This window comes from Enterococcus sp. DIV0756 (genome assembly GCF_051710745.1).
GTDB lineage: Bacteria > Bacillota > Bacilli > Lactobacillales > Enterococcaceae > Enterococcus_A.
Genome location: NZ_JBIOLF010000001.1, coordinates 1,419,533 through 1,437,260, shown reverse-complemented (window position 1 = coordinate 1,437,260; position 17,728 = coordinate 1,419,533). Strand labels below are relative to the sequence as shown.

The 17,728-nt window shown below is 39.8% G+C and carries 17 protein-coding genes and 1 riboswitch; of the genes, 3 read left to right on the top strand and 14 right to left on the bottom strand.

Annotated features, from left to right (window positions below):
• Positions 1-22 precede the first annotated feature (22 nt).
• Positions 23-235: a ferredoxin gene (locus tag IGI44_RS06945; protein WP_438787053.1), complete on the top strand. Its 213-nt coding sequence runs from the start codon at positions 23-25 to the stop codon at positions 233-235.
• A gap of 81 nt (positions 236-316) precedes the next feature.
• Here IGI44_RS06945 and IGI44_RS06940 read toward each other — a convergent pair whose 3' ends face one another.
• The 12 genes from IGI44_RS06940 to IGI44_RS06885 form a co-directional block, all read right to left on the bottom strand.
• Positions 317-910, bottom strand: coding sequence for an ECF transporter S component (locus IGI44_RS06940; RefSeq protein WP_438787052.1), 594 nt, complete (start codon positions 908-910; stop codon positions 317-319).
• Positions 911-1,031: 121 nt separating this feature from the next.
• Positions 1,032-1,150: riboswitch (FMN riboswitch) on the bottom strand.
• 67 nt (positions 1,151-1,217) lie between these two features.
• Entirely contained in the window at positions 1,218-1,934 is a 717-nt protein-coding gene (locus IGI44_RS06935) for a pseudouridine synthase (protein ID WP_438787051.1), read from the bottom strand.
• Positions 1,935-2,516 carry an SMC-Scp complex subunit ScpB gene (scpB, locus tag IGI44_RS06930; protein ID WP_438787050.1) on the bottom strand — a complete coding sequence of 194 codons (582 nt, stop codon included), beginning with the start codon at positions 2,514-2,516 and terminating at the stop codon, positions 1,935-1,937.
• Positions 2,513-3,259: a segregation/condensation protein A gene (locus tag IGI44_RS06925; protein WP_438787049.1), complete on the bottom strand. Its 747-nt coding sequence runs from the start codon at positions 3,257-3,259 to the stop codon at positions 2,513-2,515. Before IGI44_RS06925 ends, scpB begins: the two co-directional genes overlap by 4 nt.
• A gap of 7 nt (positions 3,260-3,266) precedes the next feature.
• Positions 3,267-3,626, bottom strand: coding sequence for a GNAT family N-acetyltransferase (locus tag IGI44_RS06920; protein ID WP_438787048.1), 360 nt, complete (start codon positions 3,624-3,626; stop codon positions 3,267-3,269).
• Positions 3,627-3,640: 14 nt separating this feature from the next.
• Positions 3,641-4,531, bottom strand: a complete 891-nt coding sequence (gene xerD / locus IGI44_RS06915; protein WP_438787047.1) for a site-specific tyrosine recombinase XerD — start codon at positions 4,529-4,531, stop codon at positions 3,641-3,643.
• A gap of 113 nt (positions 4,532-4,644) precedes the next feature.
• Positions 4,645-5,100 (bottom strand): ferric iron uptake transcriptional regulator, encoded by a 456-nt coding sequence (gene fur, locus IGI44_RS06910; RefSeq protein WP_438787046.1) that lies wholly within the window; start codon positions 5,098-5,100, stop codon positions 4,645-4,647.
• 113 nt (positions 5,101-5,213) lie between these two features.
• On the bottom strand, positions 5,214-6,071 hold the full coding sequence (locus tag IGI44_RS06905; RefSeq protein ID WP_438787045.1) for a CvfB family protein: 858 nt from the start codon (positions 6,069-6,071) through the stop codon (positions 5,214-5,216).
• 137 nt (positions 6,072-6,208) lie between these two features.
• On the bottom strand, positions 6,209-7,948 hold the full coding sequence (locus IGI44_RS06900; RefSeq protein ID WP_438787044.1) for a cell division site-positioning protein MapZ family protein: 1,740 nt from the start codon (positions 7,946-7,948) through the stop codon (positions 6,209-6,211).
• 194 nt (positions 7,949-8,142) lie between these two features.
• The gene (rpoD, locus tag IGI44_RS06895) at positions 8,143-9,252 is read right to left on the bottom strand and encodes an RNA polymerase sigma factor RpoD (protein WP_438787043.1); all 1,110 of its coding nucleotides are present in this window, start codon (positions 9,250-9,252) and stop codon (positions 8,143-8,145) included.
• Between the two features lie 22 nt (positions 9,253-9,274).
• Positions 9,275-11,095 carry a DNA primase gene (gene dnaG, locus IGI44_RS06890; protein ID WP_438787042.1) on the bottom strand — a complete coding sequence of 607 codons (1,821 nt, stop codon included), beginning with the start codon at positions 11,093-11,095 and terminating at the stop codon, positions 9,275-9,277.
• Between the two features lie 151 nt (positions 11,096-11,246).
• Positions 11,247-11,882: a lysozyme family protein gene (locus tag IGI44_RS06885; protein WP_438787041.1), complete on the bottom strand. Its 636-nt coding sequence runs from the start codon at positions 11,880-11,882 to the stop codon at positions 11,247-11,249.
• Positions 11,883-12,065: 183 nt separating this feature from the next.
• Between IGI44_RS06885 and IGI44_RS06880 the strand changes: the two genes are divergently transcribed.
• Positions 12,066-12,788 (top strand): alpha/beta fold hydrolase, encoded by a 723-nt coding sequence (locus tag IGI44_RS06880; RefSeq protein ID WP_438787040.1) that lies wholly within the window; start codon positions 12,066-12,068, stop codon positions 12,786-12,788.
• A 4-nt stretch (positions 12,789-12,792) separates the two neighbouring features.
• On the top strand, positions 12,793-15,372 hold the full coding sequence (gene mprF, locus IGI44_RS06875; RefSeq protein ID WP_438787039.1) for a bifunctional lysylphosphatidylglycerol flippase/synthetase MprF: 2,580 nt from the start codon (positions 12,793-12,795) through the stop codon (positions 15,370-15,372).
• An 85-nt stretch (positions 15,373-15,457) separates the two neighbouring features.
• Here the strand turns inward: mprF and IGI44_RS06870 are convergent, their stop codons facing one another.
• Together IGI44_RS06870 and dnaJ are read right to left on the bottom strand one after the other, a co-directional pair.
• Positions 15,458-16,456 carry a plasmid pRiA4b ORF-3 family protein gene (locus IGI44_RS06870; protein ID WP_438787038.1) on the bottom strand — a complete coding sequence of 333 codons (999 nt, stop codon included), beginning with the start codon at positions 16,454-16,456 and terminating at the stop codon, positions 15,458-15,460.
• Between the two features lie 91 nt (positions 16,457-16,547).
• Complete coding sequence (dnaJ, locus tag IGI44_RS06865; RefSeq protein WP_438787037.1) at positions 16,548-17,708, bottom strand: molecular chaperone DnaJ; 1,161 nt, start codon at positions 17,706-17,708, stop codon at positions 16,548-16,550.
• Positions 17,709-17,728: the final 20 nt, after the last annotated feature.

Here is a 17,728-nt window from a genome sequence, read left to right as displayed (position 1 = left end):
ATCTCCTGTGGAAGGTGAAAAAATGAAATGTGAAATTATTCCTGAGCGTTGCATCGCCTGCGGTTTATGTCAGACGATCGCTCCCGAAATATTTGATTATACCGATGATGGACTGGTCCTTTTTTTGGGAGAGTCTGAAGCGACCCACGAATTCATTCCTGAAGAACACCAAGCAGCTGTCATTCAGTCTGCAAAACGTTGTCCCTCTCATGCCATCTTATATCAAAATTCATAATAACATATTTAAAAAAAGTTCACGAATACTATCAATATTCATAAAAAAAATCTCAGACAAACGTGTCTGAGATTTTTTGAATTATACTGAATGATGCTGCGAAGTCATCGTTTTTTTCGATAACCAAGGAAGCAGCTTCGCATGCAACGCTAGGAAAACAGTGCTGACAAAGACTCCTTTAAGGATATTGAAGGGCACGATACCAACTAAGATATAGCGTCCCATGCTCATTCCTAGCATTTGTCCTGCTGTAAGTCCAAAAACTTTTAGATAGAGCGGTGTGATGACAAAGTAATTTGCCACACTCATGAATAGCGTCATGGCCAAAATACCTAAACCAAGACCCATAATACGTTTCGAGGTTGTTCTTTTTCTAAACATTAGAAAAATCGGTAATGTATACAAGGTTGAAGCGAAGAAACTGGCAAAATCTCCAATCAAGTTGTCGATTGAAAAACCGGTCATCGTCAAATGCAGCAATGATCGAATGAAAGCTGTCGCAACTCCTGTCAATGGTCCAAAGATAAACATATTAATCAAAATTGGAATATCGCTAAAGTCCAACTTTAGAAAAGGGAACATCGGGAGAATGGGAAAAGCGATAAATTGTAATATTAGTCCCATTGCTGCTGCCACTGCTACTGCTGTCATTTTTTGTAACCGTAAGTTCTTCATGTGAAATCCTCCGTTTCGGAATCATCTTCATCGAACTATTTGAGTCAGACTTCGACGCAAAAAAACTCTATGCTTCAGAAAAAAGCATAGAGTTACTTGAATACGATCTCACTCAAATAAGCTCTATCTTCTTTATCCAGACTGTACTGTCGGTATCGGAATCTCACCGATTCGGCTGCTTGCGCAGTTCGCGGACTATCACCGCCGGTCGGGATTTTCACCCTGCCCCTGAAGACGAACCTTAAATTATTTTTTATTGTGTAATTACTATAACAAGTTTACTATCAAAAAACAAGTAAATGGTTTTCTATTTTGATTGGTTCAATAAAGTGTTGATTTCTTTAGTATTCAAACGACGATATTCTCCAGGGCGTAATCCCTGTAAAGTTAAGTCACCATAGCGTTCACGTTTCAATTTTTGGACCGGTAGCCCCACTGCAGCTAACATATTTTTGACCTGATGATTACGGCCTTCATGAATTGTCAGTTCAACGATACTTGTTTCCGCTTTTTTATCTGTCGAGAGAATTTCAAAACGAGCCGGAGCTGTTTTCTTTCCTTCGATGCGAATTCCTTTTGTCAAAGGTAAAAGCGTTCTTTTTTCTGCGAAGCCTTTTACTTTTGCTACATAAACTTTGTCGATTTGGTGCTTAGGATGCGCTAATCGTTGTGAAAAATCACCATCATTTGTTAATAGTAAAATACCTGACGTATCGTAATCCAAGCGTCCTACGGGGTAGATTCTTTCTGGAACAGCAGCAAAATAATCCGTTACGACCTTGCGATTTTTATCATCGCTAACGGCCGAGATCACTCCTCGAGGTTTGTAAAACAAGTAATAGACGGGCTCTTCTTGGTAAATTGGCACACCGTCGACTTCAACAATATCCTTTTTGCCTACTTTTGTTCCTAACTCTTTCACCACTTCGCCATTTACCTTAACACGTCCGCCAGTAATATATTCTTCGGCTTTACGACGCGAGGCAATCCCTGCGTGGGCGATAACTTTTTGTAATCTCTCCATTTATTGTCCATCCTCTTCTTTAAAACGATCATAAAACAAATCCAATGGTTCTTCTTCATCTGCTAAATCTGCTTCCATCTTCTGTACATCCGGCAATTCTTCGATATCCTTAAGCCCGAAGTAATCCATAAAGTAAGCACTGGTTCCATATAAAATCGCCCTACCTGGTCCATCAACACGACCCTTTTCTTCAATTAACTGTCGTGCTACCAGCGTTTGAACCGCTCCACTTGATTGGACGCCGCGCAACTCATCAATTTCTGATCGTGTCACTGGCTGTTTATAGGCAATGATTGATAGTGTTTCAAGTGCCGCTTGGCTTAATCGATTAGCCATCGGTGAACGAGCAAATTCTTTTAGTAGTGGAGCAAATTTCTTTTTTGTACTTAAAACAAAATGATTGCCTACTTCTAATAAAGTAAGCGCAGACGTCTCATTTTCCTCATAGGATTCCCTTAAATCAATAATATTCTGATAGATTTCCGGGGTTGGTCTTTTCAACGTGAAAGCTAATTCTTCTAAACTTATTCCTTCCTCACCTACCACGAAAAGCATCGCTTCGATTTGACTTAATTGATTCATATATTGACTCCTTTAAAAATCAAAATTGGTGCATAGGTTTCTTCCTGAGTCGCGGTGGCTTGGCCCTTCTTCATTAATTCCAATAATGCCATAAAGGTTGTGATCATTTCATCCTTCGTGTATTGCACAAAAAAAGACTCCAGCGGCAAACCTTCATTCTCGGGGAGTTTGTCTAACCTCTGACCAATCTCAGTCACTTTTTGATCGACAGTGATCGTTTCAGCGGTCACTGTTGTTTCCATTGGCTGATTTCTTTTCTTTCGTTGCAGAACATCATGCAAGGCCAAGAAAAGATCAATTGTATTCAATTGATTTTTGGGTAAAGGTAAAATTTCTTCTTCATATTCAGATAGGTCCATGGGCGCCTTAGTGTAAAACAAGCTTCGTTCTTGTTCCTTTTCTGATAAAACAGAAGCCGCATATTTATATTTCCGATATTCCAAAAGTTGTTGGACCAAGGCTTCTCGTGGATCTTCACCTTCTTCGTCATCATAGTCAAACGCTAATTCAGGTTTCGGTAAAAGCATTTGACTTTTGATCGACATCAAAGTTGCAGCCATAACTAGGTATTCTCCTGCTACTTCAAGTTCCAATGTCTTCATCGCATGAATGAAATTCATGTATTGTTCCGTCACTTCCGCTATCGGGATATCGTAAATATCAATTTCCAGTTGTTGAATCAGGTGCAGCAATAAGTCCAGCGGCCCTTCAAAAACATCTAATTTCAAACTAATTGTTTCCATTTTACCCTCACTTATGCTCCTGCCATTTTGCTAAGAAGGCAGACGTTGCTGGTGTCCCAATTATTTTTTGCCCTGGATACAGCGCTTGTAATTCCACCATCATTTTTCGGCTCACACCTTCCCCACGATAAGAGGGATTTAAACTGATATCATGCAAAACAATTTCTTGATCTTCCAATTGACTGATTCCGATAACACCCTGAACATTATCAGAATGCTCATCGTAATAGCAGTAAAGCTGATAACGATCATCCTCTTCATATGTATCAATTTCTTTTAGCAAATGCTGGTGATCCTTCAAGCTTTCATGGAAGCTTAAAAGTCCCATGGCAATTTTCCGTTGATTTTTTCGATACTGACTAAGCATTCTTTCTCCTCCTGTCAAGCCCGTGGGAAAAATTCTTTGTAGACTTCGGTCATTCTTCGTTTAGTAATATGTGTATAGATCTGAGTTGTCGAAATGTCAGCATGACCTAAAAGCTCCTGAACAGTTCGCAAGTCCGCGCCATTTTCTAGCAAATGCGTCGCAAAGCTATGACGCAACGTATGAGGAGTAACATCCTTAGTAATCTCAGCTTTAATCACATATTGCTTTAGGTTTTTCCAAATTCCCTGTCGACTCATTCCGTGACCGTGGTTATTGACAAATAGAAAGGGCTCATTAGGTGTTTTTTTCGTTAATAATGGGCGCACCTCTGTTAAGTAGCGCTCCAGCCAATGAATCGCATAGTCGCCAAGGGGCACGATCCGCTCTTTGTCACCCTTCCCAACAGTTTGTAATAACCCCATTTCTAAATGGATATCGCCAAGTTTTAGTCCGATCAGCTCGCTCACTCGTAAACCTGTGGCATACATTACTTCTAAAATCGCTCGATCCCGAATCCCTAAATCTGTTGTTGTATCTGGAGCAGCGATCAATCGTTCAACCTCCGCTAAAGAAAGCGTCTGAGGTAGTTTTTGAGCCTTTTTGGGACTGTCTATATGTTGCATTGGGTCATGATCCGTGTAACGCTCTTGACGTAAAAACTGATGAAATCGGCGCAAGCTAGAAATCATTCGCGTTATTGTCGTGGATGCCTTGCCTGCCTCTGTTAAACTTGCCAAAAAAGCCACAACGATATAACGATCGACTGCTTGCCATTCGGTTACTCCCTGCTCCTGCAGAAACGACAAATACTGGTGAAGGTCCCTTTGATAACTCACACGAGTATTCTCCGAAAGCCCCCGTTCGATCGTTAAATAATGCAAATATTCGGTTATTTGATCATCCATGTTCTCACCACTTTCGCCTTATCATAACAAAAAGTCCCTTGAAATGATAGCACGTATCTTTGCAAGGGACTATATAAATTAATTATAACTTAATCCATTTCAAGCTAGAAGCCTTATGCTTCTTTTTTTTCTTGGCAAGTTTGACAAATGCCATGGAATGTCAAACGGTGATCCTTAACTAAAAAATGATACCGTGATTCAACTACACGTTCTACCTCACCAAGAAGATCTTCTTCGATCTCTTCAATATTCCCGCATTCAAGACACAGCAAGTGGTGATGAAAATGCTCTGCCCCTTCTTTGCGAAGATCATAGCGGGCTAAGCCATCATCAAAACTGATCTTATTGACAATCTGCAATTCTGTTAAAATTTCTAATGTACGATAAACAGTTGCTAAGCCGATTTCCGGACTTTTTTTCTTTACTAAAAAATAAATTTCCTCCGCTGATAAATGATCTTTTTCATTTTCCAATAAAACGAGAACGGTCGCTTCGCGCTGAGGCGTCAACTTGAATCCAGAATCATGAAGTTGTTTTTTGGTTTTTTGTAAGGCTAGGATTGCGTTCAAGAGAGCCCTCCTCTATCTAATTTAGAATAATTCTAAACAACCAACAATGTGACTGCCGTTTTTCTTAGAATTATTATAGTTTATCACCTTTATTTATGCAAGGACATTCTCAATTAGCCCTTTAATCGAATCTGACCTTCACTTTGTTCAATCAATTTTTCTTTTAATAAATGCCCAATTGCTCGCTTAAACTGACCTTTACTGATCCCGAAAGCTTCTTTGATCACTTCAGGAGCAGACTTATCCCAGTAAGGCAACGTATGATTTGCATTTCTTTGCAACATCGTTAAAATCATCGCTGCATCATCATTGATCATTTCGTAGCTGCGTGGTTTCAAAGACATATTCAACACACCATCTGGACGAACACCAATTACACGCGCTTCAACGACTTCACCTAATCGCGGTTCTTGATAACGTTCAGAAGGATGGACAAAACCGATGTAAAAATCATCGGTAATTAAATAAGAACCAGCAACTTTTAGACGATAGACCGTGCCTTTTTTATTCTCATTCTGCATTTCTGCATTTCCTGCACGACTTAATGAATGAAAGATCGCCTCATCGGCTAAAACACCCCACATCCGATCTTTTTCATCGACGCGCATGCTGATCATCAAGCGATCGCCTTTTTTAGGCCACAATTCTTTCATACTAGGCATTTCATCTAAAGAAACAACCATGTCCTTATCAGGTAACCCGATATTCACAAAAACGCCTAGGTCCCGACGAACATCTGTCACTTCGCCAAATGCATAATGACCGATTCGAACTTGCGGAATCAAAGTAGTAAAAATGGCTTCCTTCTTTTGATTCACGTAGCCGAACCCTTCAACCGAGTCGCCAATTTTGTGAGCGTCATTCTCAGTTTTTAATAAACGGAAAGTGACTCCGTTTTTTTGCACTAAATACATTGTGTCATTTTCATCAATGATCAACCCTGTAAAAACTTGACCTAATAATTCATTCATACTTGTTGCTCCTTTTGCTTTCACTTTATCTATTTTTCATCATCAAATCTGAAAAACATTACATCCGCCTATCATATTTTACCACAGCTCATGACTAAGGCTGGAAAGAAAACTTTCTTTCCAGCCTTGATTTTCTTTTAATTTGGACCGTTGCCTTTAAACCAACCTGTTTTACAGTTGATTGTTACTAAATACATCGGTAAATCGCTATCTGAATAGCCCTTCGTCAAAGAAGCACGATTGGAAGTGGCATACAAATTATAATAGCCTTCGCCATTTTCAACCTTCACCGGTTCCAAGCTGTACCCACCTTCCACGATGTACCCTCGTGAAATACACGTTTGGATAACCTTTTCTTTCACTCCTGGCGCCCATGCATAGGCATCACTGCTGGTGTCACCTGCCTGGCTAGTGTTGGAAGAAGGTTTGTTTTGAGCTTCTTGAGCCGCCTTTTCTTGCTCGGCTTTTTCTTGAGCTGCTTTTTCAGCTGCGGCCTTTTCTTCAGCCGCTTTTTTCTCTTTGTCCTTCAAGACTTGATCGACTTTCGTTAATTCATCCTTTTGAGTCTGCACTAACGCTTGATTAGCCACCGCTTTAACTGCATCATTGGCCTTATTGTATTGATCACGATTGACAGAGTCAACGACGCTTCCATCTTTCAATAATCCATCTGTTGCTTTTTTGGCAACGTCAATTTTGTCATACTGTTCTTTTGCATTGTTGATTGCTTGATTCATTAAATCATCAAACGCTTTATCACCTGTATTAACGGTTAGATTCACTGGTTCAGCAGCCTTCAAGAGCGGCTTCTCTGCAACCTTATTTCCATTAATCGCTGCACTTGTAAATAGTTGGTTCACTGATTGTTCAGCTTTCTGTTTGTTTGTCAGCTCATCATAGTCCTTTTTCAGATCCTCATAACGCTTATGATCTTTATACTTAGACAGTTCCTCGTCGATTTTGCCAGGATTAAGATTCACCTTTTCAGCAAGTAGAAACGTATGCTGATCGTCCGTGTAATAACCATTGATACTTTCTTCGATCGAATCAAGAGCTTTATTTTCTTTTTTTACAGTTGCGACGCGTTGCGCCTCAACTTCTTTCTCGTGCTGATAATAGTAGGCACCGCCAATACCCAAAACAGCGATTGCCGCTAGCGTAATATACATCTTTTTACGGCTTTTCTTTGGTTTTTCTTCAGTGGGACGTGGATTGTTTGGTGGAAGGTGATTGCCACCAGATCCATCAGTCGGCACAGTGTCTGCCAACTCTTTTTCCCTCTCATCAGAATCAGATTTTACGTTTTCTTCCTCATAAGGAATAGCAGGATCAAGCAATGCTTCTTCTTTCGAATCAACGATTGTTTTATCAGAGGAAACTTCTGCTTCTTCGATCACCTCATCCTTTTCAATCGGTTCTCCAGCTTCTGCTTCTTTTTCCTCTACAATTTCTTCAGAAACAGGTTCTTGCGTTTCTGCAGCAACGGCTTCTTTTTCCTCTGAAATTTCAATTTCATCTTCATTGACTGAGTCCGCCTCAACGGCTTCTTCAGAGTTCGTTTCTATTTCATTTTTATCGGATTCGTTAAGGTCATCCTTATGTTCACGAATATACTGCGCCAAAATCGGATTCATTTCTGGAGTTTCTTCAATTGTTTCGTTTGAATTCTCTTCTTTCATTTTATCCTCATTATCCTTAAACATTTTTTGCACAGATTCAATTGGCATATCCGCTAGATCAGACCATTCGATTGTATCATTTTTATCAGTGACATCTTTGGTATTTTCTTGATCATTTAACTGTAGAGAAAAACCACAATTCGGACAAGTTAAATGTCCTTCAACTGGTTCAAACCCACAGTTAGGGCATTTTTGCAATGAAATCGGCTCCTTTTTTCAATCATATGCTTTAATCTATCATATGTTTAGGGATGTTCCAAGCAATTTTCGAGCGAATTAATCAAAAATAATAAATTCCATATACATTTTGAGATTGATGAATCGAGGAAGGTTAGTCGCTCTTTCTCTATATAAAAAGCTCCTCAAGGAATCCCTCGAGGAGCTTAACGCTTTTATTCTAAAAAGTCTTTCAATTGTTTAGAGCGAGATGGATGACGCAATTTACGCAAAGCTTTCGCTTCAATCTGACGAATCCGTTCACGGGTAACGCCAAACACACGACCAACCTCTTCCAATGTTCGTGTTCTGCCATCGTCTAAGCCAAAACGTAGACGTAAAACATTTTCTTCACGGTCAGTAAGAGTATCTAACACATCTTCCAATTGTTCCTTCAACATTTCAGAAGCGGCATGTTCAGCAGGACTCGTTGCTTCCTGGTCTTCAATAAAGTCACCTAAATGAGAATCGTCTTCTTCCCCAATCGGTGTTTCCAAAGAAACCGGCTCTTGAGCGATCTTTAAGATTTCACGAACCTTTTCAGTTGGCAAGTCCATTTCAGCACCAATTTCTTCTGGCGTTGGTTCCCGGCCTAAATCTTGTAATAATTGACGTTGTACACGAATCAATTTATTGATAGTTTCAACCATATGAACTGGAATACGGATCGTACGTGCTTGGTCAGCAATCGCACGAGTAATCGCCTGACGAATCCACCATGTCGCATAAGTCGAGAATTTGAATCCTTTACGATAATCAAATTTTTCAACTGCCTTCATCAAGCCCATATTTCCTTCTTGGATCAAATCTAAGAATTGCATTCCGCGTCCCACATAACGTTTTGCGATACTTACAACTAAACGCAAGTTTGCTTCTGCTAAACGTTGTTTTGCTTCTTGATCACCTTGTTCGATCAATAATGCAAGTTCAACTTCTTCTTCCGCAGTCAACAATGAAACGCGTCCGATTTCTTTTAAATACATACGAACTGGGTCATTGATCTTAACGCCAGTTGGGGCCGATAAATCTTCTTTTTGTGCGGCTTTTGCAGTTTCTTCATTTTGTTTCAAGCTAGCCTTAGAAGGTTCACCATTTTCATCAACAACACTGATACCAGCGTCTTCGACTTTTTGGATCAATTGATCCATTGCTTCCGCACCTAATTCATAAGGTGTCGCCAAACGATTGGTTAACTCATCGTAGACTACCTGTCCTAAAGGTTTTTTCTCCTTAATGAAGGCTGCTAAAGCTTTTTCGTACTCTTTTTTGTTTTTTACATCTGCCATAAAATAAATGCCCCTTTCACTTCTAGGCTTGTTTCAAGCGTTTCGTCAATTCGATAATTTGCACGGTCAATTCTAATTCCCGTTGCTGGTTTCCACTTTTTCTAGCCTCGAGCTGCTCTTCTTGTCGTTGTTTGATTTCCTCAGCAATGCTAGATTGGGAGATTACCCGCATCAGATCATAGATTTCCCGCTCATTACTATCTTCTGACATGGATATCATAGAGATGTCGATGACTAACTGCTTCATCTCGTCCTCTTTTAAATAGTTCAGGAAGTCCGCTAAAACAAAATTTCCATGAACCATCATATAACTATCTAAGTAAAGAAGCAATTCTTGATACTGGTCATGGATGAATTGAAATTCCGATTGCACTAATTGTTCGCGAATCGAACTTTCATTCATACTACGATACAGCAGCATTCGTTCGGCTTTTTCTTCTTTGGTCAGGACCTTTCTAACCGTTTGAGTCGGAACTGGAGAAATTGGCACCTGCTGTTGACGTCGTTCGGTTCGCAAAGTCTGTCGAACCATTTGCAGCTGCTGTTTTAAGCTTTCTCGCGTTAAATGAAACTCGTTGGCTAGTTGACCTAAATACAAATCTTGTTCTACAGGAGACTGTACTTTTGCCAAGTCTTGCATCAGGACCTCTAGGTAATTCAAGCGATCTGATTCATTATCCAAATTTAAGCCTTTTTTGCGATAATGCATCTTAAATGCAAACGGTGTCTGACGGCCATGTTGCAATAAGTTCTGCAACTCAGTCACACCGTATTTCCGCAAATACTCATCTGGATCGAGCTTCTCCGGTACAGTAACAGTACTTAAATTCAAACGACTATGTGCATCTAAAATCGTCAAAGCGCGGTCTGTAGCGGCCTGTCCAGGATCGTCACCATCGTAAGCGATGACTACTTGGTTGGTCACACGTTCGATTGCTGCAATTTGCTGCTCTGTCAAACTTGTTCCCATGGAAGCTAAACCGATTTTGATATTCGCTTGCCAAGCAGCTAATACATCCATGAAGCCTTCAAAAAGGATCGCTTCACCTTGCTTGCGAATTTCATTACGCGCTTTATCAAAGTTGAATAAAACCTGTCGTTTATTAAATAACTCTGTCTCAGGAGAATTCAGATATTTTGGTTGGTCTTCTCCGGGAAAGTCTTTTGTCTTCAACAAACGTCCCGAAAAACCAATCGGCTTTCCGCGAAAATCATTCAGTGGAAACATCACGCGCTGATAAAAACGATCACTAAAGCTGCCGTCGTCTCGGCGAATAAACAATCCACTACGTTCCATTAACTCAGCATTAACCTTGTCTTGCTGAGCTACTTGAACTAAGAAATTTCGTTGACTAGGTGCGAATCCGATCTTAAATTCATTGATCAGTTCATCACTCAGTCCACGTTCATGAAGATATTCTAACGCCGTTTCGCCAACCTTCGTATTCATCAACAAATGATGATACAGATCACGTGTCCGTTCATGCAAAGCAATCAACTGCTGCTGTCCTGTCGACGTTTGATTTACTGGCTCGCTAGAAATCTCAATACCTAAAGGAATTTGTTCCATGTCGGCAACTTTTTTTACTGCTTCTGGAAAACTAATTCCTTCTAGCTCTTGCAAAAAAGTATAAACATTGCCGCCTTTACCACAACCAAAACAGTGAAAAATCTGCTTGTCTTCAGCAACCGAAAATGACGGAGTTTTCTCTTCGTGAAATGGACACAGTCCCAAATAATTTTTACCGGATTTTTTCAATTGAACATATTGCCCAATGACCTCAACGATATTTGTTTTTTCACGAACCTCATCAATCACTTGTTGGGGAATTCTTTGCGCCAAAAAAACCTCACCCCAATTCCCAAAAAATATGATAACAGCCGTAAAAAATCGCCCTAATTCATCTCTCGATCAGCGCGATTTTTTTAGACAAACTTATACGTCTATCATTTTAGCATATTTCTTTATTATTACAAGCTTTCCGCTCATTATTTTAACTATTTTGAAACCTTTGAAACATCGTAATGAACCGTTTGTTCATTTGTACAATTTCTGCGTAAAACATGTTCCCACCGTTTTGATATAAGTACCCGCCGTTGTATAACACTGACTGTAGTTGCATGTAACGATATGTGTGTTGCTGATCATTTCCGTATCCTGGTGATAGAACGTCCCGCGAGTACTCTTCTGCAAGCTCTACACTGTTTTTACCACCATGTTCTTGGACGTACTGTATATATTTGGTCCCAAAATTGTATGCTTGAATGGCTGTGTTAAGATCACACCCCGCCGCTTTTGCTTGTTTGTAACTTTCCGCAAAATGCTTAACACCGCTTTCGATGCTCTCCTGTTGACTAATAATTTTCCCACGACTGCCATACGCACTTTCAGAACTTTGCATCAAGTCTGTCCCTTGACCCTTTGATTCAGTATACATGATACCTAAAATAACATCCGTGTAGTCTCCCACACCTGCTTGTTCTGCCAAAACTTGAACGTCATTGCGATAACCATTGACCGTATTTGTATTTTTATAGATTCGAACTGTGAACAACCCACCGACCACTACGGTCACTAAAATTGCACATATAATCATTATTTTTAAAAGCTTTCCAATTATCTTTAACATGAAATCTACCTATCTGTCTTCTTTTATCTCTAACCATACTACAAGAGTCGCAAGATCATTTAAAAGAAAAAAATGATAGTTTTATATTTAATTAATCATTCTAAAGTTTTCATTTCGTTCAACAATTAAATTAATGTGCAAGAAACAAAAAAATCGGTATACTTAAGTCTGGTAGGTGATGTTGTGAAAAATGAAAAGAAAATTGCTCAAATGAGCGATGGTTCAGAAATTTATTATGAAAAATACGGAGAAGGTCCAGCACTCTTTCTGCTTCATGGTAACGGCGGAAGCGGCAGATACTTTTCGAAACAACTAAACAGTTTTAGCAAGCATTTTAATGTTTATGTCGTGGATAGCCGTGGACATGGACGTTCGACGAATACGCAAAAAGAAACAAGTTTCCAATTAATGGCAGAGGATCTCGCTGCTATCATGGAACAAGAAGAGCTTAACTGTGCCGATCTCCTGGGTTTTAGCGACGGTGCCAATTTGGCAATGGTCTTTGCACGACTCTTCCCTGACAAGGTGGATCATTTGATTTTGAATGCCGGAAATACCGTTCCCAGCGGCGTTCGAACGCTTTACCACCTTCTAAGTTACGTGCAGTATGCCATTGTTTGGGTCGGTTCATTTATCGATACGGGGATGCGTAATTTCTTACCTATTCTGCGTCTGCTTTTCCGCGACATCGGGTTATCCACTGAGGATCTGAATAAAATTAAGGCCCCCACCTTAGTTATCGTGGGAAAACACGACTCAATTAAAACACAGCATTCAATGTACATTGCTCGTTCAATACCAAATGCGAGTTTTGCAATTGTTTCTGGTCAAGGGCACATGTTTGCACGTAGAAATCCAAAACGTTTCAATCAGGAAGTCCTACAATTTTTAATCGGTGAGGAGTAATTTGATGGAAAAGTTTATCGAATGGGTCAAAACTCATTTAAGTAAAATTAAAACAATTTTTTTGATTTCTGTTATTATAATTGTCTTTTTTGAATTATCAAATATTGCGAAAAAAATATCATTTGAACAGCTTTCAACACTCTTAAGCGAAATCAGCATTTGGAACATTCTTTTGATGGCAGTGATCGGATTAGTCTCTATAATTCCGATGATCGGCTATGACTTTACCCTAAATAACATCTTGGGACAAAAACCAAAAAAACTCTATGTCTTCGAAACAAGCTGGCTTGTTAACACTTTAAATAACATAGCAGGTTTTGGTGGAGTGATTAGTGCCGGATTGCGATCAGAGTTTTACGGCAAACAGACCTCCGGAAAAAAAGTTGTTCAAGCCTTATCAAAAATTCTAGTTTTTACAATGTCTGGTTTATCCATTTATGCGTTGATTTCCTTTTTCCTAGTGATGTTTGATGATCATAATCAATATTTACGTCAATATTGGATATGGCTAATAGGAGGCGGGTTATACTTTCCGATCATTTTCTGCTTAAGCCTCTTCGGCAAAGGCGAATACCTTGGCGATCTAAAGAGTTCGCATCGTTTTGAGCTAATTGCGACCTCCTTTTTAGAATGGACTGGTGCATTGGCTAGCTTCATTTCGATTGGGCTGTTGATGGGCGTCCAAGTAAGCATTCGTGATGTTGTTCCGTTATTTATTGCAGCGACTGTAATCGGGATCGCATCGATGATTCCCGGAGAATTGGGCAGTTTTGACCTGATGATGATCATCGGCCTGTCTGCTTTAGGAACGCCGCGTGAAACCGTCGTGGCATGGCTATTACTTTTCCGACTATTTTACTACCTAATTCCTTTTGCGATTGGCTTGATTTTCTTTTTCAAAAATATCGGTACAACGATCAATACACGTTACAAAGGAATTCCGATTAGTTTATTAAAAGAATTAGCACATAAATTCGAAGTTCTCTTACTCTACTTTACTGGAAGCATGCTAGTTTTATCAGCAACAATACCCGAGGCATTCATTCGCCTGCCTTTCTTACAACGATTAAACCCTATTCATTCACGTGTAATCGTAGTCTTTCCAGCCATACTATTAGGCTTCTTGTTGATTGTATCAGGTCGTGGAATTGCTGCGCGGGTTAAAAGAGCTTATGTTCCTACGATCGTAATTGTGACTCTGACCTTTCTTTATTCATTACTAGCTGGATTCCGTTTTTCAACGGGCGTTTTCCTCGCCATGCTGTTGCTTTTTGTTATTTTTTCGAAAAACGAATTATTTAGAGAACAGCTTGTCTACTCTGCTGAATGGGTCACTATCGATGGTATTATTATGGGTAGCTTAACGTTCCTCTATATTATTATCGGCGTTTATAACAGCCCAAAAATTCACCATCGTCATCGTTTACCGGAATTTTTCTTATTCCCTAGTGAACAAATTTGGTTTGTCGGATTTGTAGCTATTTTGCTGGTTTCTTTCATTATCTTATTATTGATCCGCTTTTTGAAGAACAAACGCATTCAAGTTGGTGAAGAGATTGACGAGCCACGTGTTCAACATATTCTATCGACTTATGGCGGAAATGCTGATAGTCAATTAGTTTTCCTAAAGGATAAGAAGGTTTTCTATTATAACAACGGAGAAGAAGACACGGTATTCTTCCAATTATCAACATTTAACAATAAAATTTTAGTTATGGGTGATCCTTCAGGGAAAGCAAGTGACTTTGAAGCGGCAACCGAGGCCTTAATCAATGAAGTTGATCGCTACAATTATCTGCCGGTCTTTTACGAGAACAGCGAAGAGATGGTCATGATTCTTCATGAATTTGGCTATGATTTCATCAAATTTGGTGAAAGAGCCCATGTTCATTTACCAGACTTTACATTAAGCGGCAAGAAGATGAAGGGGCAACGGGCCAGCTTTAATAAAGTTCTTAAAGAAGGTTTTCAATTTGATGTTATAAAACCTCCTTTCTCAACTGAAACAATGAATGCTTTAAAAGAAGTTTCAGATGAGTGGTTAGGAGGACGGAAGGAAAAAGGCTTTTCTCTAGGCTTCTTCTCAGAGGATTATCTGCAACGAGCACCCATTGCAGTGATTAGAAATAGCGAAGAAAACATCGTAGCCTTTGCGAATTTTATGCCTACTTATACCGATGATATCGGAACAATCGATTTAATGCGTCACAGCCCAGAAAGAGCCCCAAGCGGCACGATGGATTTCCTTTTTATTAATCTTTTCCAATACATGAGAGATGAAATGGACATTAAGTATTTCGATTTAGGAATGGCACCGTTAGCTAACGTAGGAACATCTCGAAAAAGCTTTACTCAAGAACGAATTGCCTATTTGGTTTACAATTTTGGTTCTCGTTTCTATTCCTTCGGCGGTCTAAAAGAATACAAAGACAAATACGCCAACGAATGGTTGCCAAAATATGTACTCTACTCCCGTGACAGTTGGATTGGTTATGTCATGATCGCTCTGTTAATCACAGATAATTCGCCAATCCAAGAAGAAAAAAAATACCATGGTCTTCGTCGCTTTATTTTTAGAGACTGATTCGTTCCACCAAAAATAGCATACAAATAGAAGTTCGATACAAATGAAAAAGTCTGGACAATTTAGTTCCAGACTTTTTTATTAATTAATTTCGATTGACTCTTTCTTGTTCAAGCTTTAAATTTATTTCCGCCAAATCAAACGGCTGCCAAATTTCCTCTCCTCGTGAATCTTCAACAGGCGTATCTCCCTTGGCTTTTACGCACACCGCGTACTGAAAACGTACAGCTTCATCCATAAGAACTTTTTCAACAATAATTTGGTGTTCCCAATCACAGCCAAAATCATAAATATATTCGATTTTAGCACCTTCTTGAAAATCTTCGTCAATTAACCTGCGTTCTTCAGAAAACTGTGACATTTCCAAGTCACTTGGTCCAATCATCTTAGTCCGATCAACAAAGAAACTGTGTAAATGACTGTTCTCCCATCCAAAACTAATTTGAAGAATATGATGAAGTTGCTCATAGGTAACCCCTGCCGGTATCTTCAATCGTCGCCAAATCGGTGGTTTGTACCCTTTTAGGTCCACTCGAACAAGATAGCTTGTCCTTCGACTTTCAACCTTCTTCTGTTTAGGAAACGCCAAAATATTGTCGGGCATTGTTTTCTTTGGCATTTCTTCGAGATCATAGTGCTCCACATTATAGGGATCTTCAACGTCAAAATTCCCTTCACGCCACTCGTCCATAATCGCTAATTTAGCCTTTGACCAATAATTTGGATTGCTCATACGAGTCAAAAAAGGCGTTTTATTAAGATAAATAAAATAGTGCATCTCTTTACACTCTTCTTCGGTGATAACTCTCTCGTGATACAGCGCACTATAGAGATCCAATAAAATTTGATAAGCATAAAAGCTTTCATCAATAAATAATGGCATATGTTGAGGCATGTGATGGATTAATGCCTCTTTAACCACTTGTTTGTCCAAAAGTTTATCACTTAATTTCCCTTTATCAACAAAGCTTAAAAAAAATTCGACTGTGCGAATAAGGCCATCAGGTTCAGCGAGTCCTCCTGCAATAAAATAATGCATCATGTCTCTAGTCATTCGATCAAATAACTTGTCTAACTTATCCATATGAACCTCCTTCAACACATATTCTCTTCTTAACCTAATAGTAAAAGAAAAAAGAGACTCAATCAACAGTCAATTGATTGAGTCTCCATAATTATTTCTTTCCGCCAAAAGCATCTTTCACCTTGCCAAAGAAACCTTCTTCTTTTTGTTCGCTAACGGTTTGACCACCTGCTTCAGCAAATGCCCGCAAGGCTTCCCGTTGCTTGTCATTCAAATTCTTCGGCGTAATGATCTTAACCGTTACTTGTTGATCACCATTCGTATTTCCACGAAGTCTTGGTGCGCCTTTTCCGCGGAGTCTAAACTTCGCTCCTGTCTGAGTTCCAGCAGGCACCTTCAATTTCACTTCGCCATGAACAGTTGGAACATTGATCTCATCACCAAGCGCAGCTTGCACGAAGCTTAGAGGTAATGTGTAATAGATCTCTGCACCATCACGATCAAAGATATCACTTTGTTTTACTTTAAAGACCACATATAAATCTCCATATGGTCCGCCATTGACACCTGCTTCTCCTTGATCAGCTAGACGCATTTGTTGTCCATCTTCTACACCAGCAGGAACTTTCACCTTGACTGTATGAGGACGTTTTTCATGACCTGAACCATGACAAGTTGGACAAGGGTCTTTAATTTCTTTACCTGTCCCATGACAAACATCACACGTTTGACGGCTCATTACACGGCCAAGTGGCGTTTGATGTTCTACATTGATTGAACCTGAGCCATGACATTTATGACAAACTTCTGGTTGTGTTCCTGGCTTCGCACCATTCCCGTTACACGTATGGCAAGTTTCTTCGCGATTATATTTAATATCTTTTTCCACACCAAAAATAGCTTCTTCAAACTCCAAGTTGATCGAATACTGCAAATCTGATCCTTGTCTTGGTGCCTTAGGGTCCGCTTGACGTGAACCACCGCCGCCAAAGAAGGATTCAAAAATATCCTCAAATCCAAAACCGCCTGCTCCGCCGAAACCACCAGCGCCTCCGAAGCCACCTGCTCCGCCAGCACCAAAGTTTGGATCGGTACCTGCATGACCGTATTGGTCATAAGCAGCACGTTTTTGCGGGTCACTTAGGATCTCATAAGCCTCAGAAATTTCCTTAAACTTTTCTTCAGCATCAGCTTCTTTATTAATATCCGGGTGGTACTGCTTGGAAAGCTTACGATATGCTTTTTTTATTTCATCATCCGAAGCGCCCTTTTGCACCCCAAGGACTTCGTAATAATCCCGTTTTGTAGCCATTGGCTTCCCTCCATAATTTC